Origin of the sequence: Pseudarthrobacter sp. S6 (assembly GCF_050156575.1) — a bacterium.
In the GTDB taxonomy this organism is placed as follows: Bacteria; Actinomycetota; Actinomycetes; order Actinomycetales; family Micrococcaceae; genus Arthrobacter.
Genome location: NZ_CP189581.1, coordinates 55079 through 70433, shown reverse-complemented (window position 1 = coordinate 70433; position 15355 = coordinate 55079). Strand labels below are relative to the sequence as shown.

Below are 15355 nucleotides of genomic sequence, written 5' to 3'. Positions count from 1 at the left end.
GTCGTCTTCAGTCCCGGAACAGGGCAGTCAATGCGCCGGGACGGACTCCTTGGCCACCTTCGGGTCCGTCAGCTTCTTGTTCGGCAGCGCGAAGCTGATGAGGAACGCGATCCCGGTGAGGACGGCCGCGGTGATCATCACGGTGTCGATCGCGTACGCGAAGCCTTCCGTAATGGGCCGCGTGAGCACGCTGTTGGCCGAGTGCAGCCAACTGGTGTCATTGAGTGATTCGTTGGATGCCCCGTTCTGGAAGAACTCGTAGAGCTTGGCGTTGGCCGGGTCCGCCGCGACGGCCGGGTCGCGCAGCACGGCCTGGTAGTCGGAGCTGGACACGGCTGACTTCATGGTGTCGGCGATCCGGCTTGCGGCCAGGCTGAACAGCATGGAGATGAACACGGCCGTTCCCACAGCACCGCCCATGGAGCGGAAGAACGCGGCGGAGGACGTGCCCACGCCCATGTCCTTCGGAGGCACGGAGACCTGCATGGCCAGGGTGAGCGGCTGCATGCAGAAACCCAGTCCCATGCCGAAGAACACGGCGATCACGCCGGGAACCCACAAGCCCGTGTCCACGCCCAGGGACAGGCCCATGGTCAGGGCGGCGGCGGTGAGGATCCCCGTACCCACGATCGGGAAGATCCGGTACGTGCCCGACGCCGAAATGGTACGGCCTGCCGTGATGGAACCGGTCAGGATGCCCAGTGTGAAGGTGATCATCATCAGGCCGGCTTCGGTGGGTGTGAGGCCCTTGACCAGCTGCAGGTACATGGGCAGCATGGCGATGGCGCCGAACATGCCGATGCCGATGATGAAGTTCAGCAGCGAGGACAGGCCGAAGGTAGCGTTCCTGAAGAGCCGGAGAGGGATCAGGGCGTAGTCCCCGGCGCGCTTTTCAGCCAGCAGGAACCAGATGATGCCCACAGCGCCGAGGCCGTAGCAGAGGAAGGAGTTCAGCGACGTAAAGCCCCAGCTGCGGCCCTGTTCCGCCACCAGCAGCAGCGGGACGATGGCGAGCGTGATGGCTGCTGCGCCGAAGTAGTCGATCTTCTGCTTCACATGCTTGGCCGGCAGGTGCAGGAACATAAACACCACGGTCAGAGCTGCCAGGCCGATGGGCAGGTTGATGAAGAACACCCAGCGCCAGCCGTCAAAGCCGAGGATGTTGGCGGACCCTGCGAACGCGCCGCCCACCACCGGGCCGAGCACGGATGAGATGCCGAACACCGACATAAAGTAGCCCTGGTACTTGGCCCGCTCCTTGAGGGACACGATGTCCCCGATGATGGTCAACGCGAGGGCCAGCAGGCCGCCGGCGCCCAGGCCCTGGACGCCGCGGGCGATGGCCAGTTCCGTCATGGAATGCACTGAACCGGCATAGAGCGAGCCGGCCAGGAAAATGACGATGGCGATCAGGTACAGCGGACGGCGGCCGAAAATATCGCTCAGCTTGCCGTACAGCGGCGTGCTGACGGTAGAGGTGATGAGGTAGGCGGTGGTGGCCCACGCCTGCAGGGACAGCCCGTCGAGGTCGTTGGCGATGGTGTAGATGGAAGTGGACACAATGGTCTGGTCCAGCGATGCCAGGAACATGCCCAGCATCAGCCCCACCATCACGGTGACGATCTGACGCTGTGTCAGGGTTTCGCCGGCGGCACGCACAGCGGTTGTTTTGGACATGGCTTCTCCAGGAAAGAAAGGGATCACGCTTGATAGTTGCTTTCAGTAACTATATAAGTCCCCGCTTCATTCCCGCTGCCAGATATTTCTTTTCAAGCCCGTCCCACCCCCGCAGCCGGGGGACCCAATCAGCGCTCCACGAGGATGCCGTCCGGATCGCACCAGACGCTGACGCCGGGACGGAAGGTCACGCCGTCGAGCACTACATCCACGTCAACCTCTCCGGCGCCGGTCTTGGCGCTCTTGCGCGGGTTGCTGCCCAGCGCCTTGACGCCAAGATCCAGTTGGGCGATCGCCTCGCGGTCGCGGATGGCGCCATTGATCACGACGCCGGCCCAGCCATTCGCGACGGCGGTCTCGGCGATCATGTCCCCCATCAGTGCGGTGCCCAGCGAACCGCTGCCGTCCACCACCAGCACGGCGCCGTTGCCGGGGGTGGCCAGTGTGGACTTGACGAGGGCGTTGTCCTGGAAGCAGCGGATGGTCCGCACGGGGCCGCTGAAGTGTGAACGGCCGCCGAAGGACTGGAACTGGAGTGAGACGGACGCCAGTTCCTCGCCGCGTTCGTCGTACAGGTCCGCGGTGTTGACGGGGCTGGTGGTGTTGCCTGCAGCAGATGCGGTCATTGGATCTCCAGGTGTGCAATGTCGTGGTGGACTGCCCGCTGTGCATAGCCGCACAAGGCAGGCGCCGTATAACAAGCGGGGCGATGCAGCCCACGATAGTCTGATTTTCAGAATCACCAACCGTTCCAGGGGGAACCAGCATGAGCCTGTCCGACACACCCGCAGCGCCGGATCCCAGCGCTTCGTCGGTTCCCGGGACGGGCCCGGAAAGCTTGACGGCGGCCCTCGCCGAGCCGACGACGAAGGTCACCGCGCGCTGGGTCACCGGGCTGGTGCTGGTCAACGTCGGCATTAACGCGGCCTTCTTTGGTCCCATTAACATTTTTATCGGCCAGCAGGCCATCGGCATCGACGAAGCCAACAAGGAAGCCATCCTGTCTCTCGTGACAGGGTGCGGCGCCGCCGTGTCGCTGGTGGCCAATCCGCTGTTCGGTGCACTGTCCGACCGGACGGTCGCAGGCTTCGGCCGGCGTGCGCCCTGGGTTCTGGCGGGCGCCATCCTGGCCACCGCTGCCCTGCTGGCGATGTCCGGTGCCACCGTTGTGGCCCTGATGGTCCTGTTCTGGTGTCTGGTCCAGTTGGGCGCCAACGCTGCGTACGCTGCCATCACCGCCGCTGTCCCGGACCGGGTGCCGGTGGCGCAGCGCGGTGGCGTGGGAGGCCTGGCGGCCATGGGCCAGACCGTGGGCATCCTCCTCGGCGCGGTCTTCGGGGCCGTGGTCTCGGGAAACTTCATGGTGGGGTACACCATGTGTGCAGCTGCCCTGCTGTTCTCCGTGCTGCCATACCTCTTCCACCGGAACGATCCGCCGCTCCCGCGTGAAGCCCGCCCACCGTTCACCTGGGGCAGTTTCCTGCGCGGCTTCTGGATCAGCCCGGCCCGCTACCCGGACTTCGCCTGGGCCTGGCTCACCCGCTTCCTGGTCAACGTCTGCAACCAGATGACCATCGTCTACCTGCTCTTTTTCCTCCGGGACGTCCTCAAGCACGAGGACCCGGCCCTGGGCGTCCTGACATTAACCGGCGTTTACGCGGTGATGGTGATGATTACTGCGGTGATTGCGGGGCCGTGGAGCGACCGGCTGGGCCGGCGGAAGCCGTTTGTGATCGGGTCCTCCGCCACCATTGCCGTCGCGGGCCTGACAATGGCCTTCTTCCCGGTGTGGACCGGCGCCCTTATCGGAGCCGGCATCCTGGGCGTGGGGTTCGGCGCCTACCTTGCCGTCGACTTCGCGCTGCTGACGCAGGTGCTGCCGCAGGCTGCCGATCGTGGCAAGGATATGGGCGTCATCAACGTCGCCAACTCGCTGCCCCAGGTGTTCGCGCCCGTCCTCGCATTCCTTGCCGTGACGTACTTCGGCGGGTACCTCACGCTGTTCATCACGGCGGCCATCATCGGCCTGCTGGGAGCCGTATTCGTGGTCAAAATCAAGGGGGTCGACTGATTTCGGCATTTGCCCGTGCCGTATAGTTGAGGCGGACTGCACGCCCGGGGGATGAGGACTCTCCCTGCCGCTGCACCATGAGAACACAACCCCGGAATTCTGATGCCCGAGACACTTTCAGCCCATCCGTCCATGGCCGCCCGGCCCTCCACGCCGCGCCAGCGGCTGCGCTACACGCGCGTCCTGGAATCTGCCGCAGGGTGTGCCCGCAAGGGGCTGGAGTCCGTGGACCTCGCGGAAATTTCGGAAAAGTCCGGCGTGCCGCTGGGAACCGTCTACCGGTATTTCCCCACCGCCAACCACCTGATGCTGTCCCTCTACCGCCAGCAGCTGGACGAGCTTCAGGGCCGGGCCCGCACATCAGCGGCCAGCTTCGGTGGCAAGGCCCTCGCCGGTGTGGTCATGGAAATTTTCCATATGCGGGTGATGCAGCCGGCAGTCGAGCAGTGCCTGCGCCGCTGCGTCTACCTCAAGGACAAGGACACCACGGAACTCCTGCATGAAATCGATGCGCTGAGCGAAACGGCGGTGGCCATCGCCTCCGACGACGCCGTAGCGGCCCGGGTGCTCCTGCTGACCGTCACTGGTCTGGTCCAGTCCGTCCGCAACCGCCGGCTATCGCTTTTTGAGGCCGAAGAGGACCTCAAAAAGGCCTGCACGCTGCTTGCTCCGGTGGCTGCCGGGGCCCGCGCCGCCCATCGATCCGCGTAACTGGTCTAGACCAGAGAACCAAGAAATTCGTCTTTATTCGGTGATGTGGGTCACAAAAGCGCCTGATTAAACGATTTGGCACGCCTTGGGACCACCGAATGCGCTTTCGGGGGCGTGAGCGCTGTTTAGTATTGCAGGACCGGAGTGGCTGGCAACCCGCATCTGCAAGGGCTTCACACCGGGCCCGCCATCATTGGGTCCACGAAGCGCCGAACATGACCACCTTGAGCCTCCCTGCGCTTAAGCCCTTACGCGCCGTGCGCCCACGGCTAGCACCAGGAGACAACGACGTGTCCATTGACGTAATCGCACCTACAGACCATTCAGCTGCAACTGCCCTGACCGAGGCCGAGATCTTCGAGGCCCACCAGGGCGGCAAACTTTCGGTGACCAGCACGGTCCCGCTGTCCAACAAGCGGGACCTGTCCATCGCCTACACCCCCGGTGTAGCCGAGGTCAGCCGAGCAATCCACAACAACCCGGAACTTGCCAAGACCCTCACTTGGGCGCAGCGCCTGGTGGTTGTAGTCAGCGACGGCACCGCGGTGCTGGGCCTGGGCAACATCGGCGCGGCCGCCTCACTGCCCGTGATGGAAGGCAAGTCCGCCCTGTTCAAGACCTTCGGTGAGCTCGATTCCATTCCCCTGGTGCTGAACACCACGGACGTTGACGAGATCGTGGAAACCCTGGTCCGTCTCCGCCCGAGCTTCGGCGCGGTCAACCTCGAGGACATCTCGGCGCCGCGATGCTTCGAACTCGAAGAAAAGCTCATCGCAGCCCTGGACTGCCCGGTCATGCACGACGACCAGCACGGCACCGCCGTAGTGGCCCTCGCCGCCCTGACAAACGCCGCCAAGGTCACCGGCCGCGAACTCGCAGACCTCCGCGTAGTGGTTTCCGGCGCCGGAGCCGCCGGCATCGCCGTCGCCGAAATCCTGCTCGCCGCCGGCATCACGGATGTTGTCCTGCTCGACTCCAAGGGCGTCATCAACCGGGAGCGGGCCGACGTCGCCGCCGACCCGCAGAGCAAGAAGTCCCAGATGGCAGAGCGCAGCAACCCCCGCAGTGTCACGGGCGGCCCCGGCGAAGCGCTGCTCGGTGCTGACGTGTTCATCGGGGTTTCCTCCTCGAAGCTGGACGAGGCGCACCTCAAGCTGATGAACGCCGCTTCCATCGTGTTCGCCCTCTCCAACCCGGACCCCGAAGTCCTGCCCGAGGTGGCCGTCAAGTACGCCGCCGTGGTGGCCACCGGCCGCAGCGACTTCCCCAACCAGATCAACAACGTCCTGGCCTTCCCCGGAATCTTCCGCGGTGCGCTGGACGCCGGTGCCCGCCGGATCACGCCCGCCATGAAGCTTGCCGCGGCCCGCGCCATTGCCGAGCTCGCGGAAGCTGACCTCTCGGTGGACTACATCGTGCCCAGCCCGCTGGATCCGCGCGTTGCCCCGGCAGTGACGGCGGCCGTCGCCGCTGCCGTGGAAGCCGAGTAACCTCCGCAGCCACACACTGCCGCAACGCCCGACGGTGGTGCCTCCCCGCGCAAGGGGGACGCGCCGCCGTCGGGCGTTAAGCGGCGAAGCCGACCGCCCCGCCGCCCTAAACTGGGGCTCATGAACTCCGAAACCGCGGTCAGCATCCTGTGCGGCCTGGCGATCCTGGTCGGGGTGGCGGGCACCATCATCCCCATCTTGCCCGGCAGCTTCCTGATCGGGCTCAGCCTGCTGGCGTGGGCCATCTGGGGCGGCGCCGGGACCACGGGCTGGGTGGTCTTCGCGGTGGGAATGGTGTTTGTGCTGGCTGGCATGGCAGCCAGCGCCGTACTGACCGGACGGAAGCTCAGGCAGCACAGCATCCCAAACCACAGCGTGGTAGTCGGCCTGGCCGCGGGTGTGGCCGGCATGTTCATCATCCCGGTGGTGGGGCTCTTCGTGGGCTTCGCCGCCGGCCTGCTGCTCAGTGAATTCGTCCGCACCCGGAACCTCGGCACGGCAACGTCCACCAGCTGGGCCGCCCTCAAAGCGACCGGGCTGGGCATGCTGGTGGAGTTCGGGCTGGCGTGCCTTGCGGCCAGCACCTGGGTGATCGGGCTCTGGGTCGCCGCTGCCACATAGCTCGCGCACATAGGTCTGCCACGTAGCATGGAGAGATGACCGCGGGGGATTTCAGAGGACCGATCTACCGGGACGCCCGTGACCTGACGCCGTTCGGGAGTGCCCACATGCAGACCCCCGTCCGGGAGCTCGCCGGCAGCGTGGGCGGGCTGATCCACGGTGTGCTGGGCGGCCGGGACGCCGCGCTGATCGCCGTGGACGGCGAGGTCCCCAGGCTCAAGCTGATGCCCGGAAAAGCGGCCAAGGCCGTGCACGATGCCATCTTCAGCAGTAGGGAACCAGAGCGGCTCATCGCCGTGGGCCGCGCGTATCCGGGCTGGGCCGGACTATGTTCCGTGATGGCTGGCCTCCTGGCGTACCAGCACGGCGGCTACCTGCGCGGGTCCGAACTCCTCCAGCGGGGCCTGTCGATCAGGAACGACGACGACGCCAACCAGTACGCGGCCACGTACCTCACGCGGGTGGTCACCCGGGTGGAGGTTGCCGAGCGCATCGAGGTCCCCGTGCTGTTCAGCCAGGAATCGGTCTTCCTGGCCCTGTCGCACTCCCTGCGGGAGACGGGGCGGCTGGAAGCCGCGCTGCAGACGGTGGCCGGGCTACCGCCGTCGTTGCCTACAGCGCTGGCGCGCTGCGCGCTGGCGTTCGCGCTGGGACGCGACAAGGAAGTGGTGATCTGGACCGAGGGCCTGCTGAACTCCGACGACCTTTCGGCGGCCCTCCTGTTGCTCCGCGGGCGCGCGTTGCGGCGGCTCGGAGCCCACGCGCAAGCGCACGACGCCCTGAAGGAGGTCCTTCGTCGCCGGAAAACGGACGCGGTGCTCCGCAACGACGCCCTCACCGACCGCGCCCTGCTGGTGCTGGACAACGGCCGCAAGTCACTCAATCCGCGGGACTGGCTCCGCGGCCGGCCAGCAGCGCTGGAGACGTTCGAAGTCATCCGCAAGGACGTTGACGAGCGCCGGTTGTGGGAGCAGGAATGGGACAACCTGGACGGGAAATAGGCGTTACGCCTGAGCGGTGAGCCCGGCAACCAGGGGAACCAGCTGCTCTGAGAGGAGCCCGACCCCCAGCGCAACCATGATGATACCGCTGGCAAGAGTGACTGTCCGCGCGGCGCCGGGCCGGGACTGCAGGAGTTTGCGGGCCAACAGCGCCACAAAGGTGTAGACGGTTCCGGCCAGCAAGACAAAGGTCAGGCCCAGCAGGCCGGACTGGACAGGGACCGGGAGAGAGGCCTCCGGGCTGACGAACTGCGGCACCAGCGCCACATAGAACAGCAGCCCCTTGGGGTTGATGCCGCTGGTGCCCATGCCCTGAAGGAAAGTGTGCAGCTGGTTGGTGGGCTTCCCGGTGGCGTCTGCTGCACTGAAGGAGGCGCCTCGCCAGGAACGAAGGGTGCTGATGCCCAACCACAGCAGGTAGCACGCCCCGGCCACCGTAAGCCAGCCCAGAACGCCCGGCAGGCCGGACAGCAGGGCCGCGAGACCTGCCACCATCAGCAGTGTATGCAGGACGTAGCCGCCGCAAAGTCCGGCCACGGCCGGGACAAAGCTGCGCTGCCGCAGACCGGCCGTGATGGAGTATGCCCAGTCCACGCCGGGGGTACAGGCGAGGGCGATCGCCACCAGCACGAAGGCGAAAAACAACTGGGGATTCATGGCGGGCTCCTGTCCGATTAGGTACAGGACAAACCTTATGAAGTTTCCGGCCATAAGTGCTTACCCTTTTCGCTCGATTCGAGCCGGAATTGGTAAGATATTTGCGTGATTGACCATATCGATAGAAATATCTTGCGCCACCTCAAGGAGGATGGCCGGATAACTGCCACGGCCCTGGCCGCGAAGGTCGGGCTCACGGTGGCGCCGTGCCACCGGAGGCTACGGGACCTCGAGACGTCGGGGGTGATCCGCGGCTACAAAGCGGACATCGACCCAGCCGCCGTCGGGCTGGGTTTCGAGGCCATTGTGTTTGTCACTTTGCGCCAGGTGGACCGTTCCACCATGGAGATCTTTGAGAACCGAGTGGCGGACAATCCGAACATCGTGGAGGCGCAGCGGCTCTTCGGCTCCCCGGACTACCTACTGAAGGTCATCGCCGAGGACCTGCCCGGCTACCAGCGCTTCTACGACGCCGAGCTCACGTCACTGCCCGGGGTTGAGCGACTGACCTCCACGCTGGTGATGAAGAACCTGAAGTCCAATGCAGGGCCGCCGGTGTAGCGCGCGCTCATCGCGCCGGCCGCCCCACGCCAGCCACGTCGCCGCCATAAAAGTTCCCCGCCATGTCTCTCCCTGAATGGATGCCCGTGCCGGCCTAGCTGCGATGCGTCCTCGCGGGCGATGGGGAGCGCTCCCCGTGCGGGGTTGAGTGCGGGCCCGGAATGACGGAATTCAGTCCTGCAGCAGCCCGGTGGTCCGGTACGGGATGACTTCGCGCAGGAACATGCTGGTGGAGGTGCGGACGATTCCGGGGCAGAGCCGGATCTCCTCGGACACGCGGTAGAGGTCGTCCGGGCTGGTGGCCACTACGCGGATCAGCAGGTCGGTATCGCCGGCAGGCGCATGGCATTCCAGGACTTCGGGGATTTTGCGGAGCGCGGCGATCGCTTCGTTGAGGTGGCTCTGGTCCAGTTCGGCGCTGACGGCCGCAGCCACACCCCGGCCCAAAGCGGAGGGGACCACGCGGCTGCTGTTGGGACGAAGGGCGCCCGACGCCGTCATCCGCTCCAGGCGCGACTGGACGGTTCCGCGCGCCAGGCCCAGCCGCTGGGCCAGCGCCATGATGGGGACGCGGGGGTCCTCGTCCAGGCCATGGAGGATGCGTTTGTCCGTGGCGTCCAATTGTTGCAAACTGATCAGTTCCTGTCGGGGTTTGTGGCTGCTATTAGTCAGACTGACCAACAAAATGCATGCCTCTTGCGCCAACTGTATGTCGGCTGCTCAAATTGTGGCAACAAGGGCTAAGGCTACCGCCGAACCCCGCAGGCTACAGGAACACCGGCACACCACCCGGCAACTGGACACCGCCTCCCGCAAGGAGGACGCCGCTGATTGACACTTGTTCACACCACGGTCATTCTGCACACACGGCAAGAGCCCCTGAGCCACCGACGTCGGATCCTGCGAAGGCATCGGTAGCTGAGGGGCTCTTGTGCTGTCCGGACTAGGGTTGACACATGACCCCAGCCGGCCGCTTTGCCCCCAGCCCGTCCGGTGAACTCCATGTAGGGAACCTCCGCACCGCGATGCTCGCCTGGTTGTTTGCCCGGTCCACTGGCCGCGACTTCCTGCTTCGCGTCGAGGACCTTGACCGGGCGCGGGCGGGCGCGGAGGCAGTGCAGCTCCGCGACCTGGAGGCCGTGGGCGTGACGTGGGACGGCGCCGTCGTGCGCCAGGCGGACCGGGCTGCCATCTACGCCGAGGCGATCGGGCGGCTGACTGCTGCAGGGCTCACCTATGAATGCTTCTGCACGCGCCGTGAAATCCAGGAGGCGCCGTCAGCGCCGCACGCGCCGCAGGGCGCCTATCCGGGCACCTGCCGTGACCTCGATCCTGCTGAGCTGGAGTTCAAACGCTCCACGCGGCCGGCCGCCATCCGGCTTCGCGCCGGAACAACGGAGTACCCCGTGCAGGATCTGCTGCATGGGGAGTTCACCGGCGTGGTGGATGATTTTGTCCTCCGCCGCAACGACGGTGTTACCGCCTACAACCTGGCTGTCGTGGTGGACGACGCCGCGCAGGGTATCGACCAGGTGGTGCGGGGCGATGACCTGCTGCCGTCCACGCCAAGGCAGGCGTATCTAGCACTGCTGCTGAATATTCCTATTCCGGAATATGCGCACGTGCCGATGGTGGTGAATTCCGACGGCGCCCGGCTGGCCAAGCGCGATGGCGCCGTGACACTGGGCGACCTCTCCCGCGCGGGCGTTTCCGCCGCCGACGTGCGGAACCTCATCCTGCAGTCCCTGGGACTTGCTTCCGGGACGCTGGAGCAAGCCCTCGCAACGTTCAGGCCGTCAGGGCTGCCGCGGGAACCGTGGGTGTGGAGCGGCCCCTCTAGGCCTGCGAACAGACACCTGCAGCCCGGCGCGTAGGCTTAAGCCATGTCGGAACCCGAATTCACTGAAGCCAAACTCCCTCAACCGGGATTCACTGTCGAGACCGCGAAGGTCCTGGCCGAGGTGGCCCACAACCGGCAGAAGGACAAGCTCAAGCGCCCTTACCGTGACCATGTGATTGCGGTAGGTGATGCGCTGGCTGACTTCGACGACGATATCCGGATTGCCGGTTACCTTCATGACATTGCCGAGGACACCCCCATCACACGGCAAGCGCTGCTGGACATGGGCGTTTCCGAGCGGGCAGCGGACATCATCGAGCGGGTCACCAACCGGCTGCATGATAATCCCGATGACTATCAGGCCGGGATGCATTTCATTGCCGAGGACCACGACGCGGCCCTGGTGAAGATCGCGGACAACGCCCACAATTCCCTGCCCGAACGCGTCAGGGCCCTCGCCGCGAAATGGCCGGACAAGCCGCCCGTCACCAAGTACCGGGACGCCCGTCCCGTGCTGTATGCCGCCGTCGACGTCGAGGAAGTCCGGAAGATCCTTGCCCGGGTTAATCCCTGGCTGCTGAAGGAGTTGGACGACAGGCTCGACGACGAAGACGACACGGATTACGAGAACCTGACGTACGACGACGCTCCCTAGCAACGCGGGGTCACTTTGCGCCCATGCCAGGGCCCAACATGGGCCGTACCTGACCCCGCGTTGCCTAGCTTAGACGCGACCCAGCGAGTCGATGTCCTGAAGGAACAGCTCGTGGACCTCCTGGCTGACGGTGGTCCGGGTATCGCCGATCGCGTCGAGGTAGTCCTGCGTGCAGGGCCCCTTCCGGACCGCCTCGCGGACTGAACCGTTACCGCCCGAAGCCGCGCCGCCGTCGTCGTACACGGCCTTTTCCAGCGCCCGCTGGGAGGCACTGCGCGCGGCGTACTCGATGTCCGCGGGGGAGAAGCCCTCTGTCCGTTCCACCAGGAGCTCCACGTCCACATCGTCCACCACGGTGGCCGGGATGAAGCGCTGCCACATGGCGTCGCGGGCCTGGCGGTCCGGGAGGCCGATGGGGATGACGTAGTCGAACCGGCCGTGGCGCAGGAAGGCGGTGTCCAGGGCGCGGATGAAGTTGGTGGCGCACACGAGCAGGCGGCCGGGCTGTTCGCGGAACGCCGGGATGATCTTCAGGAGCTCGTTCGTGACGCCCTGCAGGGGCGACGGCGGCTCGCCCGAACGCTGGGACGCGATCTCTTCCACCTCGTCGATGAACACCACACAGTGCTCCAGCTCCGCGATCTCGAGGAACGTTTCGCGCAGGGCCCCGGCGAGCCCCTTGGGGTCCGAGGCGAGGCGGGAGGGGAAGACCTCCACGAACGGCCACTCGAGCCGGGACGCGATGGCCTTCGCAAACGTGGTCTTGCCGGTCCCGGGAGGGCCGAACAGCACCACGGCGCGCGGCGGCACCACACCGTATTCATCGGCGAGGTCGGCCTCCGCGAGGGGCAGGACGAGCCGGCGCTCCAGGAGTTCCTTTTCTTTGCGCATGCCGGCCACGTTCTCCCACAGGTCGCGGGCCAGGATCCGGCCGCCCAGCTGGCCCAGCGCGCCAAGTTCCTGCCGCTGGACGGGGATGGTCCGCTCGAAATAGCGCAGGTTCTTCTTGAGCGCGAAGCCGCGGCTGAGGAAGGCCTCCACCCGGGTTTCCGCTTCCGGCATCAGCGCGGAGAGCTTGTTGAGGCCGTGCGGGGCCATCCGGTTTTCGACGGCGGCGAGCAGCGAGGTGCCGATCCCGCGGCCGCGGTATTCCGGCAGCGTGGCCAGGAAGACGATCCAGCCCTGGTCATGCGCGGCGCGTCCGACGGCGGCGCCCACCACCTGATCACCCTGCACGGCTACTACCGCGTGGTCCTTCTCGCAGGATGCCAACACCTCGGAGAGGGCGTAGACGGGTTCCACATCTGAGTCTTTGAGCGACTCCCAGAGGTGCAGGATGCCGTCCAGGTCTGCTGAATGGAAATCCCTGATGCGCCAGTTGGTCATGCTGTGTCTCCCGGGTGGTTCGTCGTTGAACTTTCACAGAGGTCGCGTGTGAAGCGCTCTGCTGAGCATAGGCGATCGCCTCCCGTAGGGGGTTGCGGGAGCGTTGCATTACGCCCGGGCGGATCCGGGCCTACAGCCTCGATGTTTTTTCGCCCTTGGAGCCTTTCCAGAGACGGTGGGGACGGTGGCTTGGGTCCGTATGCACTACGAGGACCGGGCAGGCAGCGTGAGAAACGCATGCTGAGCTCACAGATCCCAGATGCATACCCATGACTCCGCCGTGCCCGCGGCGGCCGACCACCAGCATCGCGGCGTCCGCACCGGCTTCGACCAGCTTGGCAGGCGCAGGGCCGCGGACCAGCTCCTGCCTGACGTTCACAGGAAGGTCCGGCCCGAATGCTTTGCCAAGCGCATCGGCCAGGGTCTTGGCAGCGGCCGCTTCGAAGGCATCAAAGTCCGGCGGAACGTAGCCGGCGTACATCTGCGGAAAGTCCCAGCAAGCCACCGCGTGGATCCGGGCGTCGAGAGCAGGCGCCAGCCGTGCCGCGAAACGCAGCGCCTGCACCGAGGAATCGGAGCCGTCCACCCCGACAACAATTGTGGCTTCCGAAGTGTCCATCACGGTCCTCCTTGGAGAGTGGAAACCGACGACGGCGGAACAGCGGGTTCCGTGTGAGTGGAACCGGGCCTACCGCCGTCGAACTCTGCTGGCTGGTCAGACCTTGATCGGAACGGGGTGTACCTCGTCGGCGGGGTGGCCTGCCCGCTCATGGATTCGCCGTACAGCGTCCGCTGAGGGAGCCTCGGACAGGCAGTAAACCAGGCCCGACTCGGGATCGGCCCAAGCAGATTTGAAGTCAACCTTCTCGTCGCTCTGGATGGCAAGATCGGCGTTATGGGCCTCGCGAAGTGCTTCCTGGGTGATTCCGGTCATATTGCGATGAACATCCATGAATTCCGGCATGAAACTGTGCTCCTTAACTGGGTTCGACGTTGAAACAGCAGGATGCGGCCGACGTTAGACCTGCGCCGGTCAGGCGTCAAGAGGACTGCGGAAGTGACGACGGCGGCACCTGGGTTCCGTGTCTACAGAACCCGGGTGCCGCCGTCGGGCGTCACGGCTGTTTGGGCCGGCAGGGCGCTACTTCTTGAAGGTCTCCGCGGGCGGGTTGGCGATGACGGGGGCTGTGCCTGTGAATCCGTCGCGGGTTTCGGCGATCTCGCGGATTCGTTGCCGGCAGGCGTACCAGCCGAATACCATCAGCACGCAGGCGATGGCCGTGACGAGCATGGTGAGCGGGGATTCGATGAACACCATGACCAGCACGCCCGCCAGGAACAGCAGTGAAAGGTAGCCGGTGTACGGGGCGCCGAACATCCGGAAGGACGGGCGCTGGAGCCAGCCTTTGTTCGCCCAGCGTTGTAGCTGGATTTGGCAGAGCACGATGGTTGCCCAGGTCATGACGATGCCCACGGATGCGACGTTCAGCACGATCTCGAAGGCCTCCGCTGGCACCAGGTAGTTCAGCGGGACGCCTAGGAGGGACACGCCGGCGGTGATGGCGATGCCGCCGTAGGGGACCCCGGCTTTGTTCATCCGGCCTGCGAACTTTGGGGCGGAGCCGTTCACGGACATGGAGCGTAGGATGCGGCCGGTGGAATATAGGCCGGCGTTGAGGGAGGAGAGCGCGGCGGTGAGGACCACGAGGTTCATGATGACGTCCACGCCTTGGATGCCGATGGAGCCGAAGAACGTCACGAACGGGCTGACGCCCTTTTCGTAGGAGGTGTATGGCAGCAGGAGGGCGAGCAGGATGACGGAGCCGACGTAGAAGACGGCGATCCGGAAGACCACGGAGTTGATGGCCTTGGGCATGATTTTTTCGGGGTTCTTGGTCTCGCCGGCGGCGGTGCCCACGAGTTCGATGGAGGCGTAGGCGAACAGGACGCCCTGCATCAGGATGATCATGGGGAGCAGGCCGTTGGGGAAGACGCCGCCGTTGTCCGAGAGCAGGCTCAGGCCCACCGGCTGGCCGTCCACGGGGGTGCCGAAGATGACGAAGTAGGTGCCTACCACGAGGAAGACCACCAGGGCGGCGACCTTGATCAGGGCGAACCAGAACTCGAGCTCACCGAACACCTTGACGGAGACGAGGTTCAGGGCGAGGACCACCACGAGGGCGATCAGGGCCCAGGCCCATTGCGGGACCTCGGCCATCCAGGGGATGTAGTGGCCGAAGAAGTTCATGTAGAGCGCGGCGGCGGTGATGTCCACGATGGTGGTGGTGGCCCAGTTGATCCAGTAGAACCAGCCGGAGACGAACGCGGCTTTCTCGCCGAAGAATTCCCGGGCGTAGGAGACAAACGAGCCCGAGGAGGGGCGGTGCAGGACCAGTTCGCCCAGGGCGCGCAGGATGAGGAACGCGAAGAAGCCGCAGACGGCGTAGGCGATGACCAGCGACGGGCCGGCGGCGTTGAGGCGGCCGCCGGCGCCGAGGAACAGGCCGGTGCCGATCGCGCCGCCGATGGCGATCATCTGGATCTGCCGCGGTTTGAGGTTCTTGTGATAACCCTTGTCCTCCGCGTGCAGCGCCGATTCGGTGGCGTGCGCCTGGGGCGGGACCGTGTGGTCCGTGATGACCTGCCTTTGGGCGGTGTCCTGTTGGGGAGTTGTCATGCGGTGTC

The 15355-nt window shown here is 65.6% G+C and carries 16 protein-coding genes; 8 read left to right on the top strand and 8 right to left on the bottom strand.

Going from position 1 to position 15355, the window contains the following annotated elements; genetic code table 11:
• Nucleotides 1-27: 27 nt before the first annotated feature.
• Nucleotides 28-1677, bottom strand: a complete 1650-nt coding sequence (locus tag ACQCS0_RS00370) for an MDR family MFS transporter (RefSeq protein ID WP_354155691.1) — start codon at nucleotides 1675-1677, stop codon at nucleotides 28-30.
• A 128-nt stretch (nucleotides 1678-1805) separates the two neighbouring features.
• Nucleotides 1806-2303: a ribonuclease E activity regulator RraA gene (gene rraA, locus ACQCS0_RS00365; RefSeq protein ID WP_354155692.1), complete on the bottom strand. Its 498-nt coding sequence runs from the start codon at nucleotides 2301-2303 to the stop codon at nucleotides 1806-1808.
• 140 nt (nucleotides 2304-2443) lie between these two features.
• Between rraA and ACQCS0_RS00360 the strand changes: the two genes are divergently transcribed.
• From ACQCS0_RS00360 to ACQCS0_RS00340, 5 genes are all read left to right on the top strand, one after another.
• Complete coding sequence (locus tag ACQCS0_RS00360) at nucleotides 2444-3748, top strand: MFS transporter (protein ID WP_354155693.1); 1305 nt, start codon at nucleotides 2444-2446, stop codon at nucleotides 3746-3748.
• A 102-nt stretch (nucleotides 3749-3850) separates the two neighbouring features.
• Complete coding sequence (locus tag ACQCS0_RS00355) at nucleotides 3851-4459, top strand: TetR/AcrR family transcriptional regulator (protein WP_354155694.1); 609 nt, start codon at nucleotides 3851-3853, stop codon at nucleotides 4457-4459.
• Between the two features lie 290 nt (nucleotides 4460-4749).
• Complete coding sequence (locus ACQCS0_RS00350) at nucleotides 4750-5949, top strand: malic enzyme-like NAD(P)-binding protein (protein ID WP_354155695.1); 1200 nt, start codon at nucleotides 4750-4752, stop codon at nucleotides 5947-5949.
• 120 nt (nucleotides 5950-6069) lie between these two features.
• Nucleotides 6070-6570 carry a DUF456 domain-containing protein gene (locus tag ACQCS0_RS00345; RefSeq protein ID WP_426939970.1) on the top strand — a complete coding sequence of 167 codons (501 nt, stop codon included), beginning with the start codon at nucleotides 6070-6072 and terminating at the stop codon, nucleotides 6568-6570.
• 35 nt (nucleotides 6571-6605) lie between these two features.
• Nucleotides 6606-7571: a hypothetical protein gene (locus ACQCS0_RS00340; RefSeq protein WP_354155697.1), complete on the top strand. Its 966-nt coding sequence runs from the start codon at nucleotides 6606-6608 to the stop codon at nucleotides 7569-7571.
• Between the two features lie 3 nt (nucleotides 7572-7574).
• Here ACQCS0_RS00340 and ACQCS0_RS00335 read toward each other — a convergent pair whose 3' ends face one another.
• On the bottom strand, nucleotides 7575-8228 hold the full coding sequence (locus ACQCS0_RS00335; protein ID WP_354155698.1) for a LysE family translocator: 654 nt from the start codon (nucleotides 8226-8228) through the stop codon (nucleotides 7575-7577).
• Between the two features lie 105 nt (nucleotides 8229-8333).
• Between ACQCS0_RS00335 and ACQCS0_RS00330 the strand changes: the two genes are divergently transcribed.
• A complete protein-coding gene (locus ACQCS0_RS00330; protein ID WP_282330248.1) occupies nucleotides 8334-8789 on the top strand; it encodes an Lrp/AsnC family transcriptional regulator in 456 nt (151 codons plus the stop codon).
• Between the two features lie 171 nt (nucleotides 8790-8960).
• Here the strand turns inward: ACQCS0_RS00330 and ACQCS0_RS00325 are convergent, their stop codons facing one another.
• Nucleotides 8961-9419, bottom strand: a complete 459-nt coding sequence (locus ACQCS0_RS00325) for an Lrp/AsnC family transcriptional regulator (RefSeq protein WP_354155699.1) — start codon at nucleotides 9417-9419, stop codon at nucleotides 8961-8963.
• A gap of 326 nt (nucleotides 9420-9745) precedes the next feature.
• Between ACQCS0_RS00325 and gluQRS the strand changes: the two genes are divergently transcribed.
• Both gluQRS and ACQCS0_RS00315 read left to right on the top strand, forming a co-directional pair.
• A complete protein-coding gene (gene gluQRS / locus ACQCS0_RS00320; RefSeq protein ID WP_354155700.1) occupies nucleotides 9746-10663 on the top strand; it encodes a tRNA glutamyl-Q(34) synthetase GluQRS in 918 nt (305 codons plus the stop codon).
• A gap of 9 nt (nucleotides 10664-10672) precedes the next feature.
• The gene (locus tag ACQCS0_RS00315; RefSeq protein WP_185261923.1) at nucleotides 10673-11284 is read left to right on the top strand and encodes a bifunctional (p)ppGpp synthetase/guanosine-3',5'-bis(diphosphate) 3'-pyrophosphohydrolase; all 612 of its coding nucleotides are present in this window, start codon (nucleotides 10673-10675) and stop codon (nucleotides 11282-11284) included.
• A 69-nt stretch (nucleotides 11285-11353) separates the two neighbouring features.
• On the opposite strand, the gene ACQCS0_RS00310 is transcribed toward ACQCS0_RS00315, so the two are convergent.
• From ACQCS0_RS00310 to ACQCS0_RS00295, 4 genes are all read right to left on the bottom strand, one after another.
• A complete protein-coding gene (locus ACQCS0_RS00310; protein ID WP_354155701.1) occupies nucleotides 11354-12670 on the bottom strand; it encodes a GNAT family N-acetyltransferase in 1317 nt (438 codons plus the stop codon).
• 130 nt (nucleotides 12671-12800) lie between these two features.
• Nucleotides 12801-13289: a universal stress protein gene (locus ACQCS0_RS00305; RefSeq protein ID WP_354155702.1), complete on the bottom strand. Its 489-nt coding sequence runs from the start codon at nucleotides 13287-13289 to the stop codon at nucleotides 12801-12803.
• Between the two features lie 96 nt (nucleotides 13290-13385).
• The gene (locus ACQCS0_RS00300; RefSeq protein ID WP_354155703.1) at nucleotides 13386-13634 is read right to left on the bottom strand and encodes an SCO4226 family nickel-binding protein; all 249 of its coding nucleotides are present in this window, start codon (nucleotides 13632-13634) and stop codon (nucleotides 13386-13388) included.
• A 177-nt stretch (nucleotides 13635-13811) separates the two neighbouring features.
• Nucleotides 13812-15347: an amino acid permease gene (locus ACQCS0_RS00295; protein WP_426939969.1), complete on the bottom strand. Its 1536-nt coding sequence runs from the start codon at nucleotides 15345-15347 to the stop codon at nucleotides 13812-13814.
• Nucleotides 15348-15355 lie beyond the last annotated feature (8 nt).